The organism is Thermaerobacter sp. FW80, from assembly GCF_004634385.1.
Lineage (GTDB): Bacteria > Bacillota > Sulfobacillia > Thermaerobacterales > Thermaerobacteraceae > Thermaerobacter > Thermaerobacter composti.
Map to the genome: position 1 here is coordinate 979,127 of NZ_CP037895.1, position 24,259 is coordinate 1,003,385.

The window sequence follows — 24,259 nt, forward strand, 5'->3', positions numbered from 1 at the left end:
GTACGTCGGGTGTCCGCCTCGGCCCCAGTCCGCTTGACGCTCCGCGGGGCGGGCGCTATACTCACCGATGCCGGTCGGCGGAGCGCCATCGCGGGCGCCGAGGGCGTGGCCGAGGCGCGCGACCCCGCCGGTTCGGGCCGGCTGGGGCGCGGCGGTGGCGAGGCGCCGCCGAACCGGTGCCGCCCAAGCGGGCGGCGGGGCCTTGACGAGGCCCGGAGGAGCTGCTAAATATCAAACCTGCCGGTACGACACCGGCGACGCCCAAGCGGGCGCACCTGGTCCTTGAAAAGGGAGTGGCGTGTGGAGAGGCAGGCCTTGCGAGCCGGAGGTCTCACTCTGCGGGGCCTGGGTGCGGGGAGCGCCTGGGTCTTGGTGGGGTGAGGCGCGGACGACGCGGGGAGCCGGAGGCTCTTCTGCGGGATGGGTGAGCATTCCGGAGGAGAGTTTGATCCTGGCTCAGGACGAACGCTGGCGGCGTGCCTAAGACATGCAAGTCGAGCGGGGAGATTGGGGAGCTTGCTCTCCGGTCTCCTAGCGGCGGACGGGTGAGTAACACGTGGGTAACCTGCCCGGCAGTGGGGGATAACCCTGGGAAACTGGGGCTAATACCGCATACGGTCCGCGCTCCGCATGGGGTGTGGAGGAAAGGCCGCTGGAGAGGCGGTCGCTGCCGGAGGGGCCCGCGGCCCATCAGCTGGTTGGTGGGGTAACGGCCCACCAAGGCGACGACGGGTAGCCGGCCTGAGAGGGTGGTCGGCCACACGGGGACTGAGACACGGCCCCGACTCCTACGGGAGGCAGCAGTCGGGAATCTTGCGCAATGGGCGAAAGCCTGACGCAGCGACGCCGCGTGGGGGAGGAAGCCCTTCGGGGTGTAAACCCCTGTCGTCCGGGACGAAGGTCGGGGGTGAGGAGCCCTCGGCTGACGGTACCGGAAGAGGAAGCCCCGGCTAACTACGTGCCAGCAGCCGCGGTAAGACGTAGGGGGCGAGCGTTGTCCGGAATCACTGGGCGTAAAGGGCTCGTAGGCGGCCTGGCAAGTCGGATGTGAAAGGCCCCGGCTCAACCGGGGAGGTGCATTCGAAACTGCCGGGCTTGAGGGCAGGAGAGGGCAGCGGAATTCCCGGTGGAGCGGTGAAATGCGTAGAGATCGGGAGGAACACCAGTGGCGAAGGCGGCTGCCTGGCCTGGCCCTGACGCTGAGGCGCGACAGCGTGGGGAGCGAACGGGATTAGATACCCCGGTAGTCCACGCCGTAAACGATGGGTGCTAGGTGTGGGAGGTATCGACCCCTTCCGTGCCGGAGCTAACGCACTAAGCACCCCGCCTGGGGAGTACGGCCGCAAGGCTGAAACTCAAAGGAATTGACGGGGGCCCGCACAAGCGGTGGAGCATGTGGTTTAATTCGAAGCTACGCGAAGAACCTTACCTGGGCTTGACATCACCGCGAACCTGGCCGAAAGGCTGGGGTGCCCCTTTGGGGAGCGCGGTGACAGGTGCTGCATGGTTGTCGTCAGCTCGTGTCGTGAGATGTTGGGTTAAGTCCCGCAACGAGCGCAACCCCCGCCCTGTGTTGCCAGCGGTTCGGCCGGGCACTCACAGGGGACTGCCGGTGACAAACCGGAGGAAGGTGGGGATGACGTCAAATCATCATGGCCCTTATGCCCAGGGCTACACACGTGCTACAATGGCCGGTACAACGGGTTGCGAACCCGCGAGGGGGAGCCAATCCCTAAAAGCCGGTCCCAGTTCGGATCGCAGGCTGCAACTCGCCTGCGTGAAGCCGGAATCGCTAGTAATCGCGGATCAGCATGCCGCGGTGAATACGTTCCCGGGCCTTGTACACACCGCCCGTCACACCACGGGAGCCGGCAACACCCGAAGCCGGTGGCCCAACCCCGCCGGAAGGGGTGGGGCTTGGCGGGAGCGCGAAGTCCCAGCCCTTCCGGTGGGGAGGGAGCCGTCGAAGGTGGGGCCGGTGACTGGGGTGAAGTCGTAACAAGGTAGCCCTACGGGAACGTGGGGCTGGATCACCTCCTTTCTAAGGAGTGCCGGACCGGGGCCCGCCCCGGTCCCCTCCAGGTCGATCCTGCCTCGAGGAAACGCGCCGCTCCCTTCTCAAGGACCAGGGCGCCCCACGGCGCCGGGTTGGCCGGCGGGGCGACCGGTGCTATAATAGAAACCCGGTCAAGGGCGTGGGGATATAGCTCAGTTGGTCAGAGCGCACCCCTGATAAGGGTGAGGTCGGTAGTTCGAATCTACCTATCCCCACCGTCCCTTTTCCTCGGCCTTCCTGTGGGGACGTAGCTTAGTTGGGAGAGCGCCGGCTTTGCAAGCCGGAGGTCGGCGGTTCGAATCCGCTCGTCTCCACATGGGACCAAGACCGCCCCCATGGTGGGGCGGTTCTTTGGGCAAAGGCCAGGGGGTTTTGCACCTTGACAACGGCATAGGGAAGGGGCGTGTGAAAGATGGGGAGGCGTGCCTGCTCGCGGGGCGGCGGTTGGCGCTGCGGCGGGCGGGTGGCGCGCGGGATGAAGGTAGGAAGGGCACACGGTGGATGCCTCGGCGCGAAGGGCCGATGAAGGGCGTGGTAAGCTGCGAAAAGCCTCGGGGAGCCGCAAGCAGGCGTCGATCCGGGGATGCCCGAATGGGGGAACCCGGCGGGGGGAATGCCCCGTCATCCCGGGCTGAATCCATAGGTCCGGGAGGGGAACCGCGGGAACTGAAACATCTTAGTACCGCGAGGAAAAGAAATCAACCGAGATTCCCCGAGTAGCGGCGAGCGAAAGGGGAGGAGCCCAAACCCGGGCGGTGGGAAAGGCTGCCACCGTTGCCGTCCGGGGGTTGTGGGGCGCACGAGCGGGGCTTGGCAGGGCCCCGGCGGAGTGAGCAAACCGCGGGCTAGCCGAACGGGCCTGGAAGGGCCGGCCGGAGAGGGTAAGAGCCCCGTAGGCGAAAGTTCGCGGTCTCCGTTGGTGCGTGCCCGAGTACCACGGGGCACGTGGAACCCCGTGGGAAGCTGGGGGGACCACCCTCCAAGGCTAAATACCCGAGCGACCGATAGCGCACGAGTACCGTGAGGGAAAGGTGAAAAGCACCCCGGGAGGGGAGTGAAAGAGAACCTGAAACCGTGTGCCTACAGGCAGTCGGAGGGGCGGAGGCCCTGACGGCGTGCCTATTGAAGAATGAGCCGGCGAGTGACCGTCTGCAGCGAGGTTAAGGGCCGCAGGTCCGGAGCCGGAGGGAAACCGAGTCCGAAGAGGGCGCGAGTTGCAGGCGGTCGACCCGAAACCGGGTGATCTACCCATGGCCAGGGTGAAGCGCGGGTAAGACCGCGTGGAGGCCCGAACCAGGTTGGTGTTGAAAAACCATCGGATGAGCTGTGGGTAGGGGTGAAATGCCAAGCGAACCCGGAGATAGCTGGTTCTCCCCGAAACCACTTGAGGGTGGGCCTTCCGGGCTGACGCGCGGGGGTAGAGCACTGCTTGGGCTAGGGGCCTTCCCGGGTTACCGAACTCAGGCAAACTCCGAATACCGCGCGGTGCACCGGGGGAGTTAGAGCACGAGGGATAAACTTCGTGCTCGAGAGGGGAACAGCCCAGACCACCAGCTAAGGCCCCCAAGTCCGTGCTCAGTGGGAAAGGATGTGGGGTCGCGAAGACAACCAGGATGTTGGCTTAGAAGCAGCCATCATTGAAAGAGTGCGTAATAGCTCACTGGTCGAGCGACCCTGCGCCGAAAATGACCCGGGGCTGAAGCACGGCGCCGAAGCTGTGGACGGGCGCAGGCCCGTGGTAGGGGAGCGTTGCCTGGGCGGCGAAGGTCGGCCGTGAGGTCGGCTGGAGCGCAGGCAAGTGAGAATGCCGGCATGAGTAGCGAAAAGGCCGGTGAGAATCCGGCCCGCCGAAAGCCCAAGGGTTCCTGAGCAAGGCTCGTCCGCTCAGGGTTAGTCGGGACCTAAGCCGAGGCCGCAAGGCGTAGGCGATGGGCAACCGGTTCATATTCCGGTACCACCGCGAAGCCGCTATGAGCGATGGGGGGACGCAGGAGGGTAGGTACCGCCGGCCGCTGGAGAGGGCCGGTGCAAGCGGGTAGGGAGCCCCGGGAGGCAAATCCCCCGGGGAGTCCCGAGACGCGACGCCGAGCCCCCTCGGGGGCGAAGGGGCCGATCCCACACTGCCAAGAAAAGCCCCTAGCCAGGCTTCCGGTGCCCGTACCCGAAACCGACACAGGTGGGCGAGGCGAGAAGCCTCAGGCGCGCGGGAAAACCCTCGCTAAGGAACTCGGCAAATTGACCCCGTAACTTCGGGAGAAGGGGTGCCCCCTGAGGTGAAGGCCCACGCGGCCGGAGCTTTGGGGGGTCGCAGAGAGCAGGCCCAGGCGACTGTTTATCAAAAACACAGGTCCCTGCGAAGCCGAAAGGCGCAGTATAGGGGCTGACGCCTGCCCGGTGCTGGAAGGTTAAGGGGAGGGGTGAGGGCGCAAGCCCGAGCTCCGAACCGAAGCCCCAGTAAACGGCGGCCGTAACTATAACGGTCCTAAGGTAGCGAAATTCCTTGTCGGGTAAGTTCCGACCCGCACGAAAGGCGTAACGACCTGGGCACTGTCTCGGCGAGGGGCCCGGTGAAATTGAGCGGCCCGTGAAGACGCGGGCGACCCGCAGCTGGACGGAAAGACCCCGTGGAGCTTGACTGCAACCTGTCATTGAACGTCGGCCGGCCATGTATAGGATAGGTGGGAGGCTGCGAACCCGGGCCGCCAGGTTCGGGGGAGCCGACGGTGGAATACCACCCTTGGACGGCGGGCGTTCTAACCGCGGCCCGTCAGCCGGGTCCGGGACCGTGGCAGGTGGGCAGTTTGACTGGGGCGGTCGCCTCCTAAAAGGTAACGGAGGCGCCCAAAGGTACCCTCAGCACGGTTGGAAATCGTGCGCGGAGTGCAAAGGCACAAGGGTGCTTGACTGCGAGACCGACGGGTCGAGCAGGGGCGAAAGCCGGGCTTAGTGATCTTACGGTCCTGGGTGGAAGGGCCGTGACTCAACGGATAAAAGCTACCCCGGGGATAACAGGCTGATCTCCCCCAAGAGTCCACATCGACGGGGAGGTTTGGCACCTCGATGTCGGCTCATCGCATCCTGGGGCCGCAGCCGGTCCCAAGGGTTGGGCTGTTCGCCCATTAAAGCGGTACGTGAGCTGGGTTCAGAACGTCGTGAGACAGTTCGGTCCCTATCCACTGCGGGCGCAGGAGACTTGAGGGGAGCCTTCCCTAGTACGAGAGGACCGGGAAGGACCGACCGCTGGTATCCCAGTTGTCCCGCCCGGGGCACGGCTGGAACGCCATGTCGGGACCGGATAAGCGCTGAAAGCATCTAAGCGCGAAGCCGACCCCAAGATGAGGTCTCCCATCCCGCCAAGGGAGTAAGACCCCTGGTAGACCACCAGGTCGATAGGCCGGGCGTGTAAGGACCGCAAGGTCTTCAGCGACCCGGTCCTAATCGGTCGAGGCCTTCACCCGCCAACCCACCCCCCGCCCATCGCCAAGCGCAGCCCCGCACCCCCACCACCCCATCCCTGTGCCGTTCTCAAGGGGCAAAACCCCCACCCCGTTCCGGTGGCCATGGCGGAGGGGACCCACCCGTTCCCATCCCGAACACGGCCGTTAAGCCCTCCAGCGCCGATGGTACTGGGCGGGCCACCGCCCGGGAGAGTAGGTCGCCGCCGGAACGCCTTTTTGGCCCCGCGCCGGAGCGCGCGGGGCCGCTTTTTGTTTTATCATCGAGGGGATCGGAGGGACCGAGGCATGCCGCCCGTGGTCATCGGCATCGCCGGGGGGACCGGGTCGGGAAAGAGCACGCTGGTCCGACAGATCGTACAGCACCTCCCCGGGCGGGTCGCCGTCCTCCCGCAGGACGCCTACTACCTGGACCGCCGCGATCTGCCCTTCGAAGAGCGCGCGCGCCTCAACTACGACCATCCCATGGCCTTCGACACCCCCTTGCTGGTCCGTCATCTGCGGAGCCTGAAACAGGGCAAGGCGGTCCACCGCCCGGTGTACGACTTCACCCAGCACCTCCGCGCCCGGCACACCGTGCGGGTCGAACCGCGCGACGTCATCGTTGTCGAGGGCATCCTGGTGCTGGCGGAGGAGGCGTTGCGCCGGTTGCTGGACATCAAGATCTTCGTGGACACCGACGCGGACGTGCGCATCCTGCGCCGGCTGGTGCGGGACATCGAACGGCGCGGCCGCACCCTGGACTCGGTGATCCGACAGTACCTCGAGACCGTCAAGCCCATGCACGAGCAGTTCGTCGAACCCAGCAAGCGGTACGCCGACCTGATCATCCCCGAGGGCGGCTTCAACCGCGTCGCCCTGGACGTGCTGCTGGCCCGCATCCGCGCCGCCCTCGACCAGCCGCCCGGCGGCCGTGTGACCGCCTCAGCCGGCGGCGGGCCTGCGCCGGCCGCTGCCGACCGGGACGGCCGCGTGGTGTCCGACCATTTGGTCGCACCCGCGGGCGGGGCCGGGCAACGGCGCAAGCGGCGCCGCAGGGGCGGGCGCCGCGGCGCGACGGCTCGGTCTTGATGCGGCGGCGCCACCCGTCCCGGGGGCGGACCAAACGGGACCCAGGGCGACGCAGCCCGCACCCCGCGCGAGCGCGGCGCGGGACGGCCTGCGCAGAGGACGGCGGGACCACCAGGCCGCGGCGGCCGGTCACGCCACCCGAGGTCGCGGGGCGGGCGCACCCCCCAGTCGTCGGCGCAGTGGGGGTCGCCGGCACGCCAGCGCAACGCCTTGCGCAACGCCTTGCACAACGCCTTGGAGGTGACGCGGTTGCCGGCGACCCGTCCGCAGGAGGAAGCAACGACCCGAAGGAGGACGCCAGAGGGACGGTGACGGTGCGCGGTACCCGTCGGCCGGAACGGCAGGGGGCGATGGCCCAGGGATGGCGGAGCGTCACCCACCGGTGTTCACGCGCGAGAGCGAGCCGGGCCCGGGTCGTCGCGATCGGCGCCGCCCTCGTGGTGCTGGCGGCCGCCCTCGTCGTCGCCGGTCAGGGCCCCTCCTCGCCGGCCATCCCGCGGCACCAAGAGGCGCCGGCGCTGCCGCGCCCCCCAGGACCGCCGGTCACGGTCGCGGCCGCCGTGCACCCGGCGGGCCGCGGCGGTGGCGGGGAGCGGGCGGTGGGGCATGCCCCCGCTGCCGCCCCCTCGCCGGTTCCGCCGTCGCCGGCCAACGACCGGCGGTGGCTGGCGGCGCGCGCCTTGTGGCGGGCCTGCGGCTGGGAGGTGCCCGCCGGTGCCCGCGACCGGGCGGTGCGTCGCGGCGAGCTGGCGCGATGGCTGGTCCGCGGGCTGCTGCGCCCCGCCCCCGAGCCGTTGACGGACTCCATCGCCCTGGCGATGGCGGCGGGGATGGGCTGGCTCCCGCCGGCCTGGGCGGTCCCCGCCGGCCGGGGCGCGGCGGGGACCGCCGTGAACGCCGACCAGGCCGTGACGTGGGCCGACCTGCACGCCGTCGCCGCGGCGGTGCTGGCGCCGTTCCCCCGGCCGACGGGGACCGCCGCCCAGGGCGCGGGGCATGGCGCGTCGGCGGAGCCGGCCGGCCGACGGGCGCCGGGCGCCGAGGGACTCGCGGCAGGTGCCGGCGGCGACGGTGCCGCCGAGGCCATGGAGGCCGTGACCCTCGGCGAGGCCATGACCTGGTACCTCCAACTGCTGGAGCGTGCGGGACGCCTGTTCGACGGCGAGGGGGTCGTGACCGCGGTCGACCGGCAGGCCGGCCGCGTGTGGGTGGATGCGGGCGCGTTGCGGTGGGTGCTGGAGGTGCCGCGCGGCACACCGGTCTACCGCAACGGGGAGGCGAGCCTCTTGAGGGCCCTGACGCCGGGCGACGAGGTCCGCTGGCGCGCGGCGCCGACGGAGCTACCCCGCCGCCCGGGTGTCGATGGCAAGCCCGGCGGCGGCGGGGCAGCGCCCATGGTCTCGGTGTCCTACCTCGAGGCCTTTCGCTGGGTGCTGGCGGGGACGATGACAGGGGTCGACTGGGAGACGCGCACGGTGGCCGTCGCCCTGGCGGAAGGGGCGGTGCCGGGCTCTGGCGCCACCGCCCCTTCCGCCGGGGCGGCCGGCGCCGCGGTACGCCAAAGGCCGCAGCAGGCCTCGAATGCAGACTTGTCCCGCGCCGACTCCGGTGGGCTGACCCGGCCGCCCAGCCCCTGGGCGCCGTCACCGCCGTCTGGCCCGGGGAGAAGGGGCGCAGGCGGTGGGCTGCCGGGGGCCGTCACGCTGCGGGTGGAGGGCGATGCGCCGGTGGTCCTCAACGCGCGGCCGGCGGGGTTGGCCGCCCTGCGCCCAGGCGACCGGGTCGTGCTCCACCTCCGGCGCGCCACGGGGGCGGTGCGGCGCCTCCAGGCGACGCGGGCCGCCGCGATGGGAATCGTGGAAGGGGTCGACGTCCTCCACGGCGTGATCGCGGTGCGCACGGCCCATGGCGCGACGGTGTGGGCGGTGGACGCGGCCGCGGCGGTCCTGCGGGATGGTCGGCCGAGCCGGCTCGCCGACCTCCGGCCCGGTGACGCCGTAGCGCTCGGCCAGCGGCGGCCGGGTGTGGCTGGATACGTGGAGGCGTGGGGTCAGGGGACCGCCGCAGCCGCCGCGCCGGGCGACGCGGGGGTCCCGGCTGCCGTCGACCCGGCGCTGCGGGAGATCCAGGGACGTGGGCAGGCGGGGGCGGGTGCACCAGGTGCGGAGCAGCCGTAGGCTTCGAACCCGGCGGTGCGCGTACCTCCCCGGCCTGAGCGGGTGGGGGCGGCGCGTCGGCCATGCGGTGCTGGCGGTGATGCTGGCGGTTGCCGTCACGGCCACGGCCGTCGGCGCCGGGCTGCCGCCCCGCGAGGGCGTCGGCGGGACCGCCCCAGGGGGCGGCCTCAGGGCGCGGGGGCCGGGGGATCCATGGGGCGGTGCCGCGGCCGGTGAGACGGCCGCCGCCCAGCCCGCGGGCTGGAGCGACGGCCTGCGGGCGCGGTGGCTCGAGGCGCTGGAGCAGGGGAGGGAGCTGCGGCTGATCCTCTGGCCGCGCCCCGGGAGGGCGCAGGAGCTGGTCGAGGGCGTGCGGCGGCACGGCGGCCGGGTCGTGTGGGCGGGTGGGGCCAGCGAGGCGCTGGTGGCCTCGGTGCCGGCGACGGCGGTCCCCATCCTCCTGCCCTGGGTCGCCGCGATCCAGGCCGACGGGCCCGCGGCAGTGGCCGTCCCGAGCACGCCGCCTGCCGCGGTCGATCCAGGCGACCGCCCCCTCCCCTTCGAGCTCGCCCTGCACCGCGCGAACCAGGACGCCCTGGGTGCCACCGCCCTCCGCACCGCCCGAGGCCTCACGGGGCGTGGCGTGACCGTGGCGGTGATCGACACCGGCGTCGACCCCGGTCTGGCGGCGCTGCAACCCGTGGGCGGGCCACGGGGGAAGATCGTCGACTACGTCGACCTCACCTCGCCGGTCCCCTTCGCCCAGCGGGCGGCGGGGGCGGCGGAGGCCGCGGGGGCGGCGGTGGAGGGCGGCCGGCGGCCGGCATGGGCCGCGGAGGGGGACGTCTTCCTGCGTGCCGCGGGGCGAGCCGGCGGCGCGGAGATGCGAAGCGACGGGGCCACGGCGGTTCGGCTGCGCTGGGATGGCCTGGAGGTGTGGCTGCCCGCGGCGGCCGCCGGCCACCCGGTTCACCTGGGCTGGCTCGACGAGGCGCAGGCCGGCCCCGCGGGCGCGGATCTCGACGGCAGTGGCACGGCCACGGAGCGCTGGCTGGTCGCCGCCTTTCCCGCGCCGCCGTCCGGCGGCGCGGGAAAGGCGGCCGGGCAGGGCGGCTCCGGCGCCGCCCCGGCCGCCATGGCGGCCGGGGCGGTCGGGCAAGAGGCCAGCCGCCGGGCCGAGGACGGCATCCACCGGGAGTCCAGCCTTGCCCGCCCGGGCACCGACCCGGCGACCGGGCGCCCCGACACCGCTGCGGCTCCGCCTCGGGCCGGGGCGGCCGGCACGGCCGTCGCCGTCGCGCCGGCGCGCGACTCGATCGCGTCGCTGCCCAGCACCACGTCGGCCGTGGCCGGCACGGCCGACGGCGTCGCGCCGGCGCGCGACCCTGCGACCGGGGCCGGGACGGTGGATGGACCCGGGATCACCGACCGCCGCGCGGGCGATGCCTCGCCGACGTCGGCGGAGGCCGCCACCCTGGCCGTGGTGGTGGACGCCGACGGCGACCTGGACCTGGCGGAGGAGCCGGTGTTGCGGCCATTGACCCAGGGCGGCGGCGTAGCGCGGCTTGCCCCGCCCGCGGCCGATGGGAACCGCCCGGCGTCGGCCGGTTCGTCCGCCGCGGCCGGCGGCGCCCGGGGGGCGGCCTTGGTGGTCACGGCCGTCGATCCGCAGGGGCGGCTGGTGAACTTCGGCTTCGACGCCCACGGCCACGGGACGCGCATGGCGTCCATCCTGGCGGCCCGCGGCGCCGCCTACCAGGGCGTGGCGCCCGACGTCCGCCTGCTGGTGCTCAAGGCCCTGGACGGCCGCGGCCAGGGTGACTGGAGCCAGATCCTGGCCGCCGTGGACCATGCGATCGCCCACGGGGCCGACGTCATCAGCCTGAGCGCGGAGAGCACCGCCCCCGTCGAGCAACTGCCGGTGACCGAACGCCTGCTGCGGCAGGCGATGGCACGCGGGGTGCTGCCCGTGCTGGCGGCCGGCAACGGCGGGCCGGGGCTGCACACCGCCCTGCCGCTGCCGGCGGACGCCGGCCTGGTGGTCGGGGCCTACCTGCCGGAGGCCGCCGCGGCGTTGCTGGGCGACGCGGCGGGGCAGCGGCCGCTGCCCTACAGCGCCGCGGGCCCGGCGGCCGACGGGACGCCGGCGCCTTCGCTGGTCGGCCCGGGGGTCACGTATGCCCTGGTTCCCTCCGGCGAGGCGCACCGCTGGCCTGCAGGCCTGGCGCCCGACGAGGGGACCAGCGTCGCCGTGCCCTACGTGGCCGGCCTGGCTGCGCTGCTCTTGGAGGGGGGCCGTCGCGAGGTGCCCGGTCTGACGGCTGCCCGCCTCGGGCCCATCCTCCAGGCCACGGCCCGCCCGCTGGCCGGCGTACCGGCCACGGTCCAGGGCTTCGGGCGGCCCGACGGCCTTCGCGCCGCGGCGATGCTGGCCACGGCGGGGGCCGGTTCGTCCGGCTGGTCGGTGCAGTGGGTCCATCGCGGCAGGCCGTACCGCGGCATCTTCTGGGACGGCGTCCCGCCGGGGGTCCTGCACCTGGTCGTCCGCCACCAGGGGGCCCGCCCCATCGAGGGGCGCTGGGCCGGCGTCCCCCCGTGGGCCTCGTTCCCCGGCCCCATGCCCTATCCCGGCGGCCAAGGGCTGTATCTGCCCGTCGCCTACCGGTTGCCCGACCGCCCCGGCCTGTACGACGCGCTGGCCCGGCTCCACGGCGGGGAGGGACCGCCCCTGGGCGTGCTCCAGGCCTTCGTCCGCCCCCACCGGCTGGAGGGCGGCCACCTCGAGGTCGAGGGCGCCGTCGCCCCGGGCCAGGTGGAGCGCGTCTTCGTCGAGGTGCCGCCCGGGATCACCCGGCTCGCGTTCCGCGTCGAGGGGGTCGGCGAAGGCGCCGCCTCCACCGCGGTCGACGGCCCCGGACCCGAAGGGGTGGCCCAGGAGGCCGGCAGCCTGAACGCGTGGGTCTTCGCGCCGGGGGGCGCCCGGGTGCGGGACAGCGCCGGCGATGTGGGCCGCCTCATCGGGGGGCGCCAGCTGCCGGCGTGGACCGTGTCCGTCCCGTCGCCTGCACCGGGGGTCTGGGAGGTGGACCTGTCCTTCTCCACCCTCTCGCCCGCCGCGGCGGCAGGGGATCCCATGGGCTTTCGGGTCACGGTGACGGCCGAGGGGGTCCGCTGGCACCCGGCCGCCCTCGAGCTGGCGGCATCGGCCGGTGGGGGACGGCTGTGGCAGCCGGTGGTCGTCGAGGCCCTGGGCCGCGCGGTGCGGGGACGGGTGGCCGGCCTGGGATGGGCGACCGCCTCGCCGGGGCCTGCGGATCCTGCGGACCCCGCCGCAGCCGCCGCGGTGCCGCCTGTCGAGGAGCGGGCGCGGGTGACCGTGCAGGCTGGCGAGCCCGAGCCCCATCGGCTCCAGGTGGCGGAGGGCACGGCGCTGCTGGCGGTGGAGGTCGGGCCGCCGCCGCGGTCGGGGTGGCGCCCCCGCCTCTATCTCTACCGGCTGGACGGCGGGGCGGCGGAGCCGGTGGGCGACGGCGGCGGGACCGCCGTGACGGTGGTCGAACCGGCTCCGGGACGGTACTATGCCGTGGTGGAGCTGGAGGCGGCGGGCGTCGCGCCGCCTGGCGAGGAGGCGGAGGGTGTGGGCGCCAGCGCGGAGCCCATGGCGATCCCCCTGGTGGTGCGGCGATTCACCGCCGACGGGTCCTTGCGGGTCCCGGCGGGTTCCGTGGACCTGGCGGCGGGCGAGGCGACGCGCCTCGTCGCCAGCGTCGACGTGCCGCCAGGCAGCCGCGAGCCCACCGGCTACCTGGTGTTGCTGGACGAAGGGGGCGGCATCGCCGGCTCGCTGCCCGTCCACGTGCGCCGCGGCCCGCCCCGCCTGGTGGTGACGGCGGTGTCACCGCCCCCGGGCGGCGGGGAGGGCGGTGGCATCACGCTGGTGGTGCGCGACCGCACCGATGGGAGGTGGCGTGACGCCAGCCTCGTCGTCGACGGTCGCCTGTACACCACGGCGGGAGGCCATGTGACGGTGCCGTGGGACGGCCGCGCCGGCACCCTGACGGTGCGCGTGCTGGGAGCGCAGGAGGAGAGCGTGCAGCACCTGGACCTGCCGGGCCGCCTCCCGCCGCCGGGGGCGGCGTCTCCGCCGGGCCGACGGTCGGGGAGAGGCGCCGCGTCGGCAGGAAGCCGGGGAGCGAGCCCGAAGCATCAGCGCGAAGGAGCGGATCACCGATGGAGATCTTCCTCGACACCGCGCAGGTCGACGAGATCCGGCGGGCCACGGCGTGGGGCGTGGTGACGGGCGTCACGACCAACCCGACGCTGATGGCCCGCGCCGGGGGCGACCCGGAGACGGTGCTCAAGACCATCGCCCAGCTGGTCCCCGGTCCGGTCAGCGCCGAGGTGATCGCCACCGACGCCGAGGGGATGGTGCGGGAGGGACGCCATCTGGCGTCGCTGGCCGACAACATCGTCGTCAAGGTGCCGATGACGCCGGCGGGGCTGGAGGCGACGCACCGGCTCGCCCGCGAGGGCATCCGCGTCAACGTCACCCTGGTCTTCCAGCCCGGGCAGGCGCTGCTCGCCGCGCGGGCCGGGGCGACCTTCGTCAGTCCCTTCGTGGGACGGCTGGATGACGTCGGCGAGGACGGGATCGGCCTGGTGGAGGAGATCGTCGCCATCTTCCGGGCCCAGCGGCTGAGCACGCGGGTGCTGGCGGCCAGCATCCGCCATCCGCGTCACGTCATCGCTGCGGCCCGGGTCGGCGCCGACATCGCCACCATGCCCATGGCGGTGCTGGAGCAACTGATGCGCCACCCGCTGACCGACGCGGGCCTGGCCCGCTTCCTGGCGGACTGGGAGGCGGCGCGCAAGGGCGAGACCGAGGCGGCGGCCGCGCGCCGGTGAGCGGGGGGCGGGCGGCGCCGGGATGGCGATGGCGCCGGCTGGCGGCGGCGCGCCGCGGAAGGGGTGCAGGCGGCCGCGGCCGAGCGGCCCCGCGGGGTGCCGCCGGTGCCGGCCCCGGGCCGAAGAGGGTGGCAGATCGGGGCCCTTCGCCGCCCCGCGGGGCGGCGAAGGGCCCGGGCGGCGGCTTGGTCGCCTTGACGGCGAGCGGCGTCGCTGCTATACTCTTGGCGCATGCTAGCGGTGAAGGCGCCATGCGGGGTGCAGCGTGGGCGCCAGGAGCGGCGCATAGGCCGTCACCGCCGACGCAATCCTTATGGTTGGCCTCCTCCTCCCCCAGACGCAGCCCAAGATTCACCAGCCAGGGTCCATGCCCGCCTAAGGGAAGGTGACCTCTTTGTCGGACACAGCCGAATCCCGTTCGACGACGCGTTCTCGCTCAACCCGTACGCGTAGATCCCGCACGCGCACCGCCGCGGGCGAGGCGGTGGGCACCCCGGCCGCGGCGCAGCCCGACGCGGCGACCGGCGACGGAGCCGTCGACCGGCGGGACGAACCGGCCGGTGGAGCCGGTTCGTCCGGCGAGGGCGAGCCGCCCTCAGGGGCGCCCGACGCCGCGGCCGCGACGCCGGGGGCGCCGGCGGAGGCGGGGCGGGTCGCCGCGGACCGGACCGAAGGGGCTGCGTCCGCCGCCCCCGAGACCGCCGCGACGGGGGACGCGGCCGACACCGCCGCCGGACCGGAGCCGGCGACCCGGCGCACCGGGGGGCGGCGCCGCGCGGCCAGCACCGCTACCCGCCGCGGCCGGCGCAGCCGGGGGGCGTCGGCCGCCGCCGAGACGACCGCCCCCGCGCCGTCGGCTGCCGGAGAGGTGGCCGCCGAGGCGTCGCCGGCGCCGGCCGCGGGGACGACGGCCGCCAGCCCGACCCCGGCGGAGGAGGCACCATCGGCAGGCGGGCCGGACGAGGCGGCCCCGGGACCGACGGGCCCGGCGGCGATACCCGGCGGAGACCGGCCCGATGCCGCCGGGGGGACGGAACCTCCGGCCCACCCGCAACCGCCGGCGCCGTCGGCCGCCGCCTCGGACCGGCCCAGCGCGGCCACCGCAGCATCCCAGGACGACCTGGCCGTCGCCGGATCCGGGACCGGACCGCTGCCGCCGTCGGAGGGGCTGGAGGCGGCGGGAGCGCCGGAGGCGGCGCAGCCGATCCCGGCGGTGGAGACGGGCCCGGTGCCCGGGGCGGCGATGGCATCCGACGCCCGGACCGTGCCGGGGGACCACCAGCGGCTGGGTTCTGGGCCTGCCCCTTCCCCCTCCCCCTCGGCGGTGCGCGACGCCGCGGCAGCCCAGGCGACGCGGCCCTTCGGCCAGAGGGAGGGTGCGACCGCGGCCGCGGGGGCTCCGCAGCGCGCCCAGGGGACGCTGCAGCGCGGCGCGGAGGGGCCGGACGCGGGGCGGCGGAGCCGGGCGACGGGCGCCGTTTCGCCGCGGGCCCGGTCCTGGCGGCGGGGAACCGCGGCGTCTACGGAGAGCGGCAGCCTCCAGGCGGGCGCGGCCCAGGCGGTGTCCGAGGGATCGGGCGGCGTGGGCGGGACCGCCGGCGCCGTCGCCCGGGGGCGTCGCCGCGCCGAGGGGACCGGTGACGCCGCGGCGGACCGGCGGGTGGTGCGCGAGGCGCGCGAAGGAGGGGTGGAGGTGTCGCCACCGTCAAGAGGCGCCCTGGAGCCGGCCGCTTCCGGCGAGGGGGATGCCGGCGCCGGCGAGCCCAGGGGTGTCGGCGCGACGGCCGTCGAGGCGGCGCCCCCGACGCCCGCCAGCGCGGGGGAGCGCGTGGACGGTGCCGCGGGCGCGGAATCGCTCGGGACGACGGGGCCGGGGCCGGCGACCGCGGCCGATGCCGACGGCGAGGCGGCGGTCCGGGGTGCGCGCGGACAGGTCGCATCCGCCCGCGGTCGGCAGGGGAACGGCCGCCTCGACATCCGCGAGATGGAGCAGATGACCTTGAAGGAGCTGTACGCCCTGGCGCGCGAGCTGGACATCCCCTACTACAGCTCCATGCGCAAGCAGGAGCTGATCTTCGAGATCGCCAAGGCCCGCACGGAGAAGGACGGGCTCCTGTGGGCCGAGGGCCTGCTGGACATCATGCCCGAGGGGTTCGGGTTCCTGCGGCCCATCAACTACCTGCCCAGCAAGGAAGACATCTACGTCTCCCCGTCCCAGATCCGCCGGTTCGACCTGCGACCCGGCGACATGGTCTCCGGCCAGGCGCGCCCGCCGAAGGACAACGAGCGGTACTTCGCCCTGCTCCGGGTCGAGGCCGTCAACGGCATGGACGCCGAGCTGGCCCGCGACCGGCTGCACTTCGAGGGTCTGACGCCCATCTTCCCCAACGAGCGCCTGACCCTGGAGACGCCGGGCGGCAGCATCGCGCAGCGGCTGATCGACCTGGTGGCGCCCATCGGCAAGGGCCAGCGCGGCCTGATCGTGGCCCCGCCCAAGGCGGGCAAGACCGTGCTGCTCAAGCAGATCGCCAACGGCATCGCCCACAACTACCCCGACGTGGTCCTCATGGTCGTGCTCATCGACGAGCGGCCGGAAGAGGTCACGGACATGGAGCGCTCGGTGCGGGGCGAGGTGCTGAGCTCCACCTTCGACCAGACGCCGGAGAACCACGTCAAGCTGGCCGACATGGTGCTGGAGCGGGCGAAGCGGCTGGTCGAGCACGGGCGCGACGTGGTGATCCTGCTGGACAGCCTGACGCGACTGACCCGGGCCCACAACCTGGTGACGCCGCCCAGCGGTCGCACCCTCTCCGGCGGCCTCGATCCCGCCGCGTTCTACAAGCCCAAGCGCTTCTTCGGCGCGGCGCGCAACATCGAGGAGGGCGGCAGCCTGACCATCATCGCCACGGCCCTGATCGACACGGGCAGCAAGATGGACGACGTCATCTACGAGGAGTTCAAGGGCACGGGCAACATGGAGCTGCACCTGGACCGCCGGCTGGCGGAGCGGCGGATCTTCCCCGCCATCGACATCAAGCGGTCGGGGACGCGACGCGAGGAGCTGCTGCTCAGCAAGGACGAGCAGGAGATCATGTGGGCGCTGCGGCGCTCCATGGGCGACCGCGACCCGGCGGAGATCCTCGAGAAGCTCATCGAGCGCTTGCGCAAGACCCGTTCCAACGCGGAGTTCATCGCCCAGATCAAGGAACACCACCGGGCCTGACCAGGGCGCATAGGCCAGGGCGCATAGGCACGGACGCCGTCAGCCAAACTCCCCCTCGTGTCCTGGCCCACGAGGTGGTGGCCTTGGCAGCGGCCCAGTGCTGGTTGCGTCGCATCAACGCGGTGCTCCTGGCCGCGTGGCTCGGCATGGTGGTCGCCCGGTGGCCGGCTGCCGCCGGGGAGGAGGTTGCTCTCCACGCCCGGCGGAGGTCGCCCCCGTCGCCGCCGGTGGCGCCCGCGTCGGCCGCCGGCCGACCCCCGGCGGCCGACGCGGCCGGCGAGGGCCGCGGGGCCGGTTCGTCCCGCGCCGCCATCCCCCCGCCCTCCCGCTGGGCGCCGCCGCTGGAGGCGGTGGCCACCTTGACCTCCCGGTTCGGCCCCCGGGACGGCCGCTGGCACCACGGCGTCGACCTGGCGGTCCCCGAGGGGACGCCGGTGCGGAGCGTCTGGCGGGGCGTGGTCGTCCAGGCGGGCTGGCGCGGCGCCTACGGGCTGGCCGTGGAGGTGGTGCACCCGGGGGGATGGAGCACCCTCTACGGGCACCTGGCGGCGGTGACGGTGGAACCCGGCCAGCGGGTGGACCGCGGCCAACGGATCGGGCGCGTCGGGGCGACGGGCAACGCCACCGGACCCCACCTCCACCTGGAGGTCCGCGTCCCGGGAGGCTTCCACGACCCGCTGGCGTGGCTGGACCCGTCCTGGTACCGAGGGGCGCCGGCCGCGGCGGGCGGCAACGGGCGTCCCGGCGCGGCGCGGGGCGACGGCGCCGTGGCAGGCGGGCGGTAGACGCCTGATCCCGTAGGCGGGCGATCGGCGGCTGGTCCCATCGGGTCCGCGGGATGGCGCACCCGAGGGTGGACCCGAGGGGCTCAGCGGCCCCCTCGGCCTCGCGGCATGGCCGGTGCATCCCGTCAGGGGACCTGCTGGGACGCGCCCCGTGAGGGGATCCGCTGGGACGCCCGCTGGACGTGCACCGGACGGTGCACCTGCTGAGGGTCGACGGAGGGCACCCGACCCGGGGACGCCACCCGGGGACGCCTGCGATTCGCCCGTGCCCGCGCCCGAGCGCGATGCCGGCTGGCGGGTGCGGCGGGGGAACCGGCGGGTGCACCCGGAGGGCGGACACCTCGGGGAGAGGAGACCTGCCCGGCGCGTGAAACCCTGCGCGGCCCGTGCAAGGTGCGGTGGTGGGCCGGCGGCCTTGGTGCTATAATCTGCTGGTGTGTCCCCGGTGCGCCGCCAGGGGGAACGCCGCGGCGCCGCCGTCCCACGGGCTCGGATCCCGGGGCAACGGGGCGACCCGACCCGGGGCAATGGGGTGACGTCGATGAAGCCGGGCATCCATCCGGAGTACAAGCGGACCACCATCACCTGCGCCTGCGGAGCCGTGTACGAGGTGGGCTCCACGCGCGAGAACCTGCGGGTCGACGTCTGCGCCCAGTGCCACCCCTTCTACACCGGCACGCAGCGCATCGTCGAGACCGGGGGTCGCGTGGAGCGGTTCCGCCGCAAGTACGAGCGCTACCAGGCCCAGGAGCGGGCCGGTGCCGGCGCCGGTCGGCGCTGAGACGCATGGAGCTGCGCGAGCGCTTCGGCGGCCAGGCCGTGATCGAAGGCGTCATGATGCGGGGGGCCGGGCGGATCGCCCTGGCCGTGCGGCGATCCGACGGATCCATCCACGTCACGGTGCGCTCCCATACGGCCTACGCGGCGCGCCGGCGCTGGCTGGGGTGGCCGGTGATCCGGGGCGCCGCCGCGCTGGCGGAGGCGCTGGTGATCGGCATCCAGGCCCTCAACGAGTCGGCCCGGCTGGCGGAGGAACCGGCCCCCGCAGGGGCCGGTTCCTCCGCCGCGACGGCGCGCGAGGGGGATCCCGCCTCCGCCGCCTCCGCCCCGGGGCAGGGCGGGTGCCATTCCGCGGGCGGCCCAGCCGTCGCGGCCGCGACCGCGGCGGGCGCGAGCCGGGGCAGGGCGGTCGGCGACCCGTGGTGGGTGACGGCCGTCAACGGGTTGGCCGTGGCGGCGGGCCTGGGCCTGTTCGTCGTGCTGCCCACGGGGGTCGCGGCGCGGCTGGCCACGGGCGAGGTGGCCCGCAACGTGGTGGAGGGGATCGTCCGGCTGGCCTTGCTGGTGGGCTACCTCGTGGCCATCGGCCGCATCCCCGACATCCGGCGCGTCTACCAGTACCACGGGGCCGAGCACAAGGCGATCCACGCCCTGGAGGCGGGCGCCCCGCTGGAGCCCGCCGTCGCCCAGGGCTTTTCGCGTTTCCATCCCCGCTGCGGCACGGCCTTCCTGCTCTTCGTGGCCGTGGTGGCCGTGCTGGTCCACACCCTCTTCGGCTGGCCGGGGTTCTGGGAGCGGACCCTGCTGCGCCTGGCGTCGGTGCCGGTGGTGGCGGGGCTCGCCTACGAGGGGATCCTATGGGCGGCCCGGAGCGACCGCGCCTGGGCGCGGTGGATGGCTGCCCCCGGCCTCTGGCTCCAGCGGCTGACCACCGCGGAACCCAGCCTGGACCAGCTGGAGGTGGCGCTGGCGGCCCTGAAGGCGTGCCTGCCCGCCGCGGCCCACGTCCCGGCGGCGGTGCCGGCTGCCGCCGGCGCCGCCGCACCGGGCGGAGCATCGGCGGTCTCGACGGGCGCTGCCCCGAGGTGAGTCGCCATGGACGCCGACGCGGCTCGCGAACGGTCCCGGCCCGATCGCGCCGATGGCGCCGCCGCCGAGCGGGAGGGACGGCCGCTGCCGGACCTGCCCGGCGCTCTGCGGCAGGCGCTGATCGCGCGTCTGGACCGGTTCGACCGGCTGGAGCGGGACCTGGCCGACCCGGAGGTGGCGGCCGACCCGCGCCGGTGGCAGCCGCTGGCCCAGGAGCGGGGGGAGCTGGAGCCGCTGGTCGAGGCCTACCGGCGCTGGCAGGCGGTGCACGCCGATCTGGAGGCGGCGCGGGCCCTCCTCCGGGAGACCGACGACCCCGAGGAGCACGCCTACCTGAGCGGTGAGGTGGAGCGCCTCGAGGCGGAACGCCAGGAGCTGGAGCGCACCCTGCGCCGCCTGCTGCTGCCCCGGGACCCGCGGGATGGGCGGGACGTGATCATGGAGATCCGGGCGGGCGCCGGCGGCGAGGAGGCCGCCCTCTTCGCCGGCGATCTCTTCCGCATGTACCAGCGCTACGCCGAGCGGCAGGGGTGGCGCACCGAGGTCATGGCCGCCACCGAGAGCGACCTGGGCGGGTTCAAGGAGGTCATCTTCGCCGTCAGCGGGCGCGGCGCCTTCAGCCGTCTCAAGTACGAGAGCGGCGTCCACCGGGTCCAGCGCGTGCCGGTGACGGAGGCGGGGGGTCGCATCCACACCTCCACGGCGACGGTGGCGGTGCTGCCCGAGGCCGAGGAGGTCGAGGTGCAGATCGACCCCGACGACCTGGAGATCGACACCTTCGCGGCCAGCGGCCCCGGGGGGCAGCACGTCAACAAGACCGAGTCGGCGGTGCGCATCACCCACAAGCCCACGGGCATCGTGGTCACCTGCCAGGACGAGCGCTCCCAGCACAAGAACCGGGCGCGGGCGATGAAGATCCTGCGCGCCCGGCTGCTGGACCACTACACGCGCCGCCAGCAGGAGGAGCTCTCCCAGCAGCGGCGGTCCCAGGTGGGGACGGGCGAGCGCAGCGAGAAGATCCGCACGTACAACTTCCGCGAGAACCGCGTGACCGACCACCGCATCGGCCTGACCCTCTACCGGCTGCAGGAGATCATGGACGGCGACCTGGACGAGCTTTTGGACGCCCTGGCCGCCCACGACGAGCAGGTGCGCCTGGGCGAGGCGGTGAGCTGACATGCCGGCGAACCCGGACGAACCGGCGTCCCCTGGCCCCGGGCGGCGGGGCGCGGCGCCCGCGGGCGCGGCACCCGCGGCGCCGCCCAGGCCGGCGCCGCGGTCCGAGGGCGACGGCGGCCTTGCCGGTGGGCGGCCGGCGGGAGGGGCCAGCCCCGTCGGTGCCTCGGGGGAGGGTCCCCCGGCGCCGGGGCTGCCGCCGGCCCGCCCGCAGCGGGTGGGCGAGGCCCTGGCGTGGGCCCGGGGCTTCCTCGTGCACGCCGGGCTCGACGCCGACGAGGCCCGGGCCTCGGCCCGGGTCCTCCTGGGTGCGGCGCTGGCCCTCCCCGGCGCCCGGGTGCTGGCGGAGCCCGAGCGGTTCCTGCCGCCGGCCGCGTGGTGCCGGTTCGTCCAGTACGTCCTGCGCCGGGCGCGGCGCGAACCCGTGGCCTACATCCTGCAGCGCAGCGAGTTCTACGGCCGGACCTTCCGGGTGACGCCGGCGACCCTGATCCCGCGTCCCGAGACCGAGGTGTTGGTCGAGGCGGTGCTGCGCACGCTGCCGGCCGAGCCGGCGGTGGTGGCGGATCTGGGGACGGGGACCGGCGTCATCGCGGTGACCCTGGCGGCGGAGCGGCCCGCCTGGACGGTGCTGGCGACGGACTGCGCCCCCGCCGCCCTCAAGGTGGCGCGGGAGAATGCCGCGCACCACGGCGTGGCCGACCGCGTCCGCCTCTACCTGGGCGACTGGGCGCAACCCCTGCTGGCGGCGGGCTGGGCGGGCAAGCTGGCGGCGGTCGTCAGCAACCCGCCCTACGTGGCGGCCGCGGAGCTCCCGCGGCTGCAGGCGGAGGTGCGTCGGTACGAGCCGCACCTGGCCCTGACCCCCGGGACCACGGGCCTAGAGGCCTACCAGCGGCTGATCCCGGGGGCCGTCCGGCTGCTGGCGCCGGGGGGCTGGATCTTCCTCGAGGTGGGTGCCGGGCAGGCGCCCGCCGTGCAGGAGCTGCTGGGTGCGGCGGGCGGCCGGTGCGTCCGCCAGTGGCCCGACCTGGCCGGGATCCCGCGGGTGGTGGCGGCCCGATGGCCGGGATGAGCGGCAGGCCGGCGGCCTGGGTGCGGCTCGGCGCCGACGCGGAGGCCGACGCGGCCATCATCCGGCGGGCCGGGGCGCTCCTGCGCGCGGGCGGCCTGGTCGCCTTCCCCACGGAGACGGTCTACGGCCTCGGGGCGGACGCCCTCAACCCCCAGGCGGTGGCGCGGATCTTCGCCGCCAAGGGCCGGCCGCCGGACAACCCGTTGATCGTGCACGTGACGGGACCGGAACAGGCGGGCCCCCCCGTGGTCGCCCGGTGGCCCGAGGCCGCCCGCCGCCTGGTGGTGCGGTTCTGGCCGGGTCCGCTCACCCTGGTGCTGCCCGCGGGGCCGGCGGTCCCCGCGGCGGTGCGGGCGGGGCTGCCCACCGTGGCGGTGCGGTGCCCGAGCCACCCCGTCGCCCGGGCGTTGATCGCGGCGGCGGGCACCCCCGTGGCGGCGCCCAGCGCCAACCGCTCGGGGCGGCCCAGCCCCACCCGGGCCGACGACGTGTGGGCCGACCTGGGGCCGCACCTGGACATGCTGCTGGATGCGGGACCGGTGCCCGTGGGCGTGGAGAGCACGGTGGTCGACGTCACCGTCTGGCCGCCCCGCCTCCTGCGCCCCGGCGGGCTGCCGGTGGAGGCGATCGAGGAGGTCCTCGGGGTCGGGCTCGCCCCGCCCCCGGCGCTGGCCGCCGGCGCCGCGGCGCCGGCGCCGGGCATGAAGTACCGCCACTACGCACCCGAGGCCCCGCTGGTGCTGGCGGAGGGGCCCGGGGCGGCCGTGTCGACCCTGCGCCGCTGGCTGGGGCAGGGGGAGCGGGTGGCGGTGATCGGCTGCCGCGAGGACCTGGAGGCGCTGCTGGCGGAGGCGCGGGTGGCGGCGGCGGTGCTCGATCCGTGGGAGGAACCGGCGCCCGCCGGCGGGGCGGGCCGCGAGGCCGCCGCGGCTCGGCGGGTTCGCGGTGCCGGGGCGACGGAGGGGGGCTCCGGGCGTCACGCCGGCGGGGCGACGGGATCGGACGGCGCGACCGGCGGTCCAGGCGAGACGACGGCCGCGACCCGACCGCCGCAGGGCGAGGTCGTCGCCCTGGACCTGGGGCCGCGCCGCCGCCCCGAGGAGCAGGCCCGCCGCCTGTTCCGGGCGCTGCGCGCGGCCGACGCCGTCGGGGCGACGCGCGTCCTCGCCCTGGCGGTCCCCGAGGTGGGGCTGGGCCGCGCCGTCATGAACCGCCTGCGCAAGGCGGCGGCAGGAGGGGAGGTGCCTGGCGGTGGGGATCGACACGGTGCTGGTGGTCTGTAGCGGCAACACCTGTCGCAGTCCCATGGCGGCGGCCTATCTGCGGCAGGCCCTGGCCGAGGCGGGCGCCCCGGGCGTGCGCGTGGAGTCGGCGGGGCTGCATGCCGTGCCCGGCCTGCCCGCCGCGGCCGAGGCCCAGGAGGCGGTGGCGCGGGACGGGCTGTCCCTGGCGGAGCATCGCAGCCGTCCCCTGGACGAGGCGGCCGTGGCCGCAGCCGACCTGATCCTGGCGATGACCCGCGCCCAGGCCGACGAACTGCGCCGCCGCTTCCCGGCGGTGGCGGAGCGGGTGGCCCTCTGGCGCGAATGGGCGGCCGGCTCGCCGCTGGCCGACGCGGACGTCCCCGATCCCATCGGCCAGGGGCTGGCCGACTACCAGATCCTGGCCCGCCAGCTGCGGCGCGAAGCGGCGATGCTGGCCCGCCGGATCGCCGCGGCGGCCACGGGCGGGCGGGGGACCGGGAGCGAGGGGGAGGGTCCCCGGGCCGCGCTGGACGCCGCGGAGGGCCGATCGGCGTCCTCCGAGGAGGCGCAGGCCATCCCGCAGCCGATCCCGGCCCCGGCGGTCGGCGGGCGGCCGCTGCGGGTCGCCATCGGCAGCGACCATGCCGGGTTCGACCTCAAGCGCGAGCTCATCGCCTTCCTGGAGGAACGCGGCATCGAGGTGATCGACGTCGGCACCCACGATCGCGCCTCCTGCGACTACCCGGATTACGCCCGCGCGGCCTGCGCCAAGGTGATCGCGGGCGAGGCGGACCGCGCCGTGTTGATCTGCGGCACCGGCATCGGGATGGCCATCGCCGCCAACAAGGTGCCGGGCATCCGGGCGGCGTGCTGCACCGAACCGTACTCCGCGCGGCTCACCCGGCAGGACAACGACAGCAACGTCCTCACGCTGGGCGCGCGGGTGGTGGGCCCCGGCATGGCCCGGGAGATCGTGGCCACCTGGCTGGAGACGCCCTTCGCGGGCGGGCGCCACCAGCGCCGCCTCGACAAGATCGCGACGATGGAGCGTGAATTCCTGCAAGGGGAGGGCTTCACGGGCGCCGCGGGCGCCGGCGCGCATCCGCAGGCGACGCCCGGCAGCCCAGCGCGCGAGGGATGACGGGCCGACGCCGGCTGGCAAAGGATCGCAGCGCGCCTGGTCCGTTCCTTTGACGGCGGTCGGCGGCGGGCTCTACAATCCTGGGGGACGGCGGGCCGTCCGG

At 74.6% G+C, this 24,259-nt stretch carries 11 protein-coding genes, 2 tRNA genes, 3 rRNA genes and 1 pseudogene; all 17 read left to right on the forward strand.

Going from position 1 to position 24,259, the window contains the following annotated elements:
* The first annotated feature begins 433 nt into the window (after positions 1–433).
* Positions 434–2,041, forward strand: a 16S ribosomal RNA gene (locus E1B22_RS04280).
* 156 nt (positions 2,042–2,197) lie between these two features.
* Positions 2,198–2,271, forward strand: a tRNA-Ile gene (locus E1B22_RS04285).
* A gap of 26 nt (positions 2,272–2,297) precedes the next feature.
* A tRNA-Ala gene (locus tag E1B22_RS04290) sits at positions 2,298–2,370 on the forward strand.
* 160 nt (positions 2,371–2,530) lie between these two features.
* Positions 2,531–5,514, forward strand: a 23S ribosomal RNA gene (locus E1B22_RS04295).
* Positions 5,515–5,606: 92 nt separating this feature from the next.
* Positions 5,607–5,723, forward strand: a 5S ribosomal RNA gene (gene rrf, locus E1B22_RS04300).
* The 16S, 23S and 5S rRNA genes sit together here with 2 tRNA genes alongside, the layout of an rRNA operon.
* A 76-nt stretch (positions 5,724–5,799) precedes the next feature.
* A pseudogene (udk, locus tag E1B22_RS04305) lies at positions 5,800–6,411 on the forward strand (uridine kinase); the annotation flags it as partial.
* Between the two features lie 479 nt (positions 6,412–6,890).
* A complete protein-coding gene (locus tag E1B22_RS04310; protein ID WP_135224696.1) occupies positions 6,891–8,759 on the forward strand; it encodes a hypothetical protein in 1,869 nt (622 codons plus the stop codon).
* Entirely contained in the window at positions 8,716–13,035 is a 4,320-nt protein-coding gene (locus E1B22_RS04315; protein ID WP_135224697.1) for a S8 family serine peptidase, read from the forward strand. Before E1B22_RS04310 ends, E1B22_RS04315 begins: the two co-directional genes overlap by 44 nt.
* Positions 12,969–13,643, forward strand: coding sequence for a fructose-6-phosphate aldolase (gene fsa, locus E1B22_RS04320; RefSeq protein ID WP_135224698.1), 675 nt, complete (start codon positions 12,969–12,971; stop codon positions 13,641–13,643). The genes E1B22_RS04315 and fsa overlap by 67 nt, the downstream gene beginning before the upstream one ends.
* 1,984 nt (positions 13,644–15,627) lie before the next feature.
* A complete protein-coding gene (rho, locus tag E1B22_RS13120; RefSeq protein WP_243123828.1) occupies positions 15,628–16,866 on the forward strand; it encodes a transcription termination factor Rho in 1,239 nt (412 codons plus the stop codon).
* A gap of 83 nt (positions 16,867–16,949) precedes the next feature.
* Positions 16,950–17,651 (forward strand): M23 family metallopeptidase, encoded by a 702-nt coding sequence (locus E1B22_RS04330; protein WP_207669921.1) that lies wholly within the window; start codon positions 16,950–16,952, stop codon positions 17,649–17,651.
* 541 nt (positions 17,652–18,192) lie between these two features.
* Positions 18,193–18,432 carry a 50S ribosomal protein L31 gene (gene rpmE, locus E1B22_RS04335; RefSeq protein ID WP_135224699.1) on the forward strand — a complete coding sequence of 80 codons (240 nt, stop codon included), beginning with the start codon at positions 18,193–18,195 and terminating at the stop codon, positions 18,430–18,432.
* Between the two features lie 5 nt (positions 18,433–18,437).
* A complete protein-coding gene (locus E1B22_RS04340; RefSeq protein ID WP_135224700.1) occupies positions 18,438–19,520 on the forward strand; it encodes a DUF1385 domain-containing protein in 1,083 nt (360 codons plus the stop codon).
* Between the two features lie 105 nt (positions 19,521–19,625).
* Positions 19,626–20,696, forward strand: coding sequence for a peptide chain release factor 1 (gene prfA, locus E1B22_RS04345; RefSeq protein ID WP_371413493.1), 1,071 nt, complete (start codon positions 19,626–19,628; stop codon positions 20,694–20,696).
* A 1-nt stretch (position 20,697) separates the two neighbouring features.
* Positions 20,698–21,771, forward strand: coding sequence for a peptide chain release factor N(5)-glutamine methyltransferase (prmC, locus tag E1B22_RS04350; protein ID WP_135224702.1), 1,074 nt, complete (start codon positions 20,698–20,700; stop codon positions 21,769–21,771).
* Positions 21,759–23,054: an L-threonylcarbamoyladenylate synthase gene (locus E1B22_RS04355; RefSeq protein WP_135224703.1), complete on the forward strand. Its 1,296-nt coding sequence runs from the start codon at positions 21,759–21,761 to the stop codon at positions 23,052–23,054. Before prmC ends, E1B22_RS04355 begins: the two co-directional genes overlap by 13 nt.
* Positions 23,023–24,156: a ribose 5-phosphate isomerase B gene (gene rpiB, locus E1B22_RS13835; RefSeq protein ID WP_135224704.1), complete on the forward strand. Its 1,134-nt coding sequence runs from the start codon at positions 23,023–23,025 to the stop codon at positions 24,154–24,156. Before E1B22_RS04355 ends, rpiB begins: the two co-directional genes overlap by 32 nt.
* The last annotated feature ends 103 nt before the right edge of the window (positions 24,157–24,259 follow it).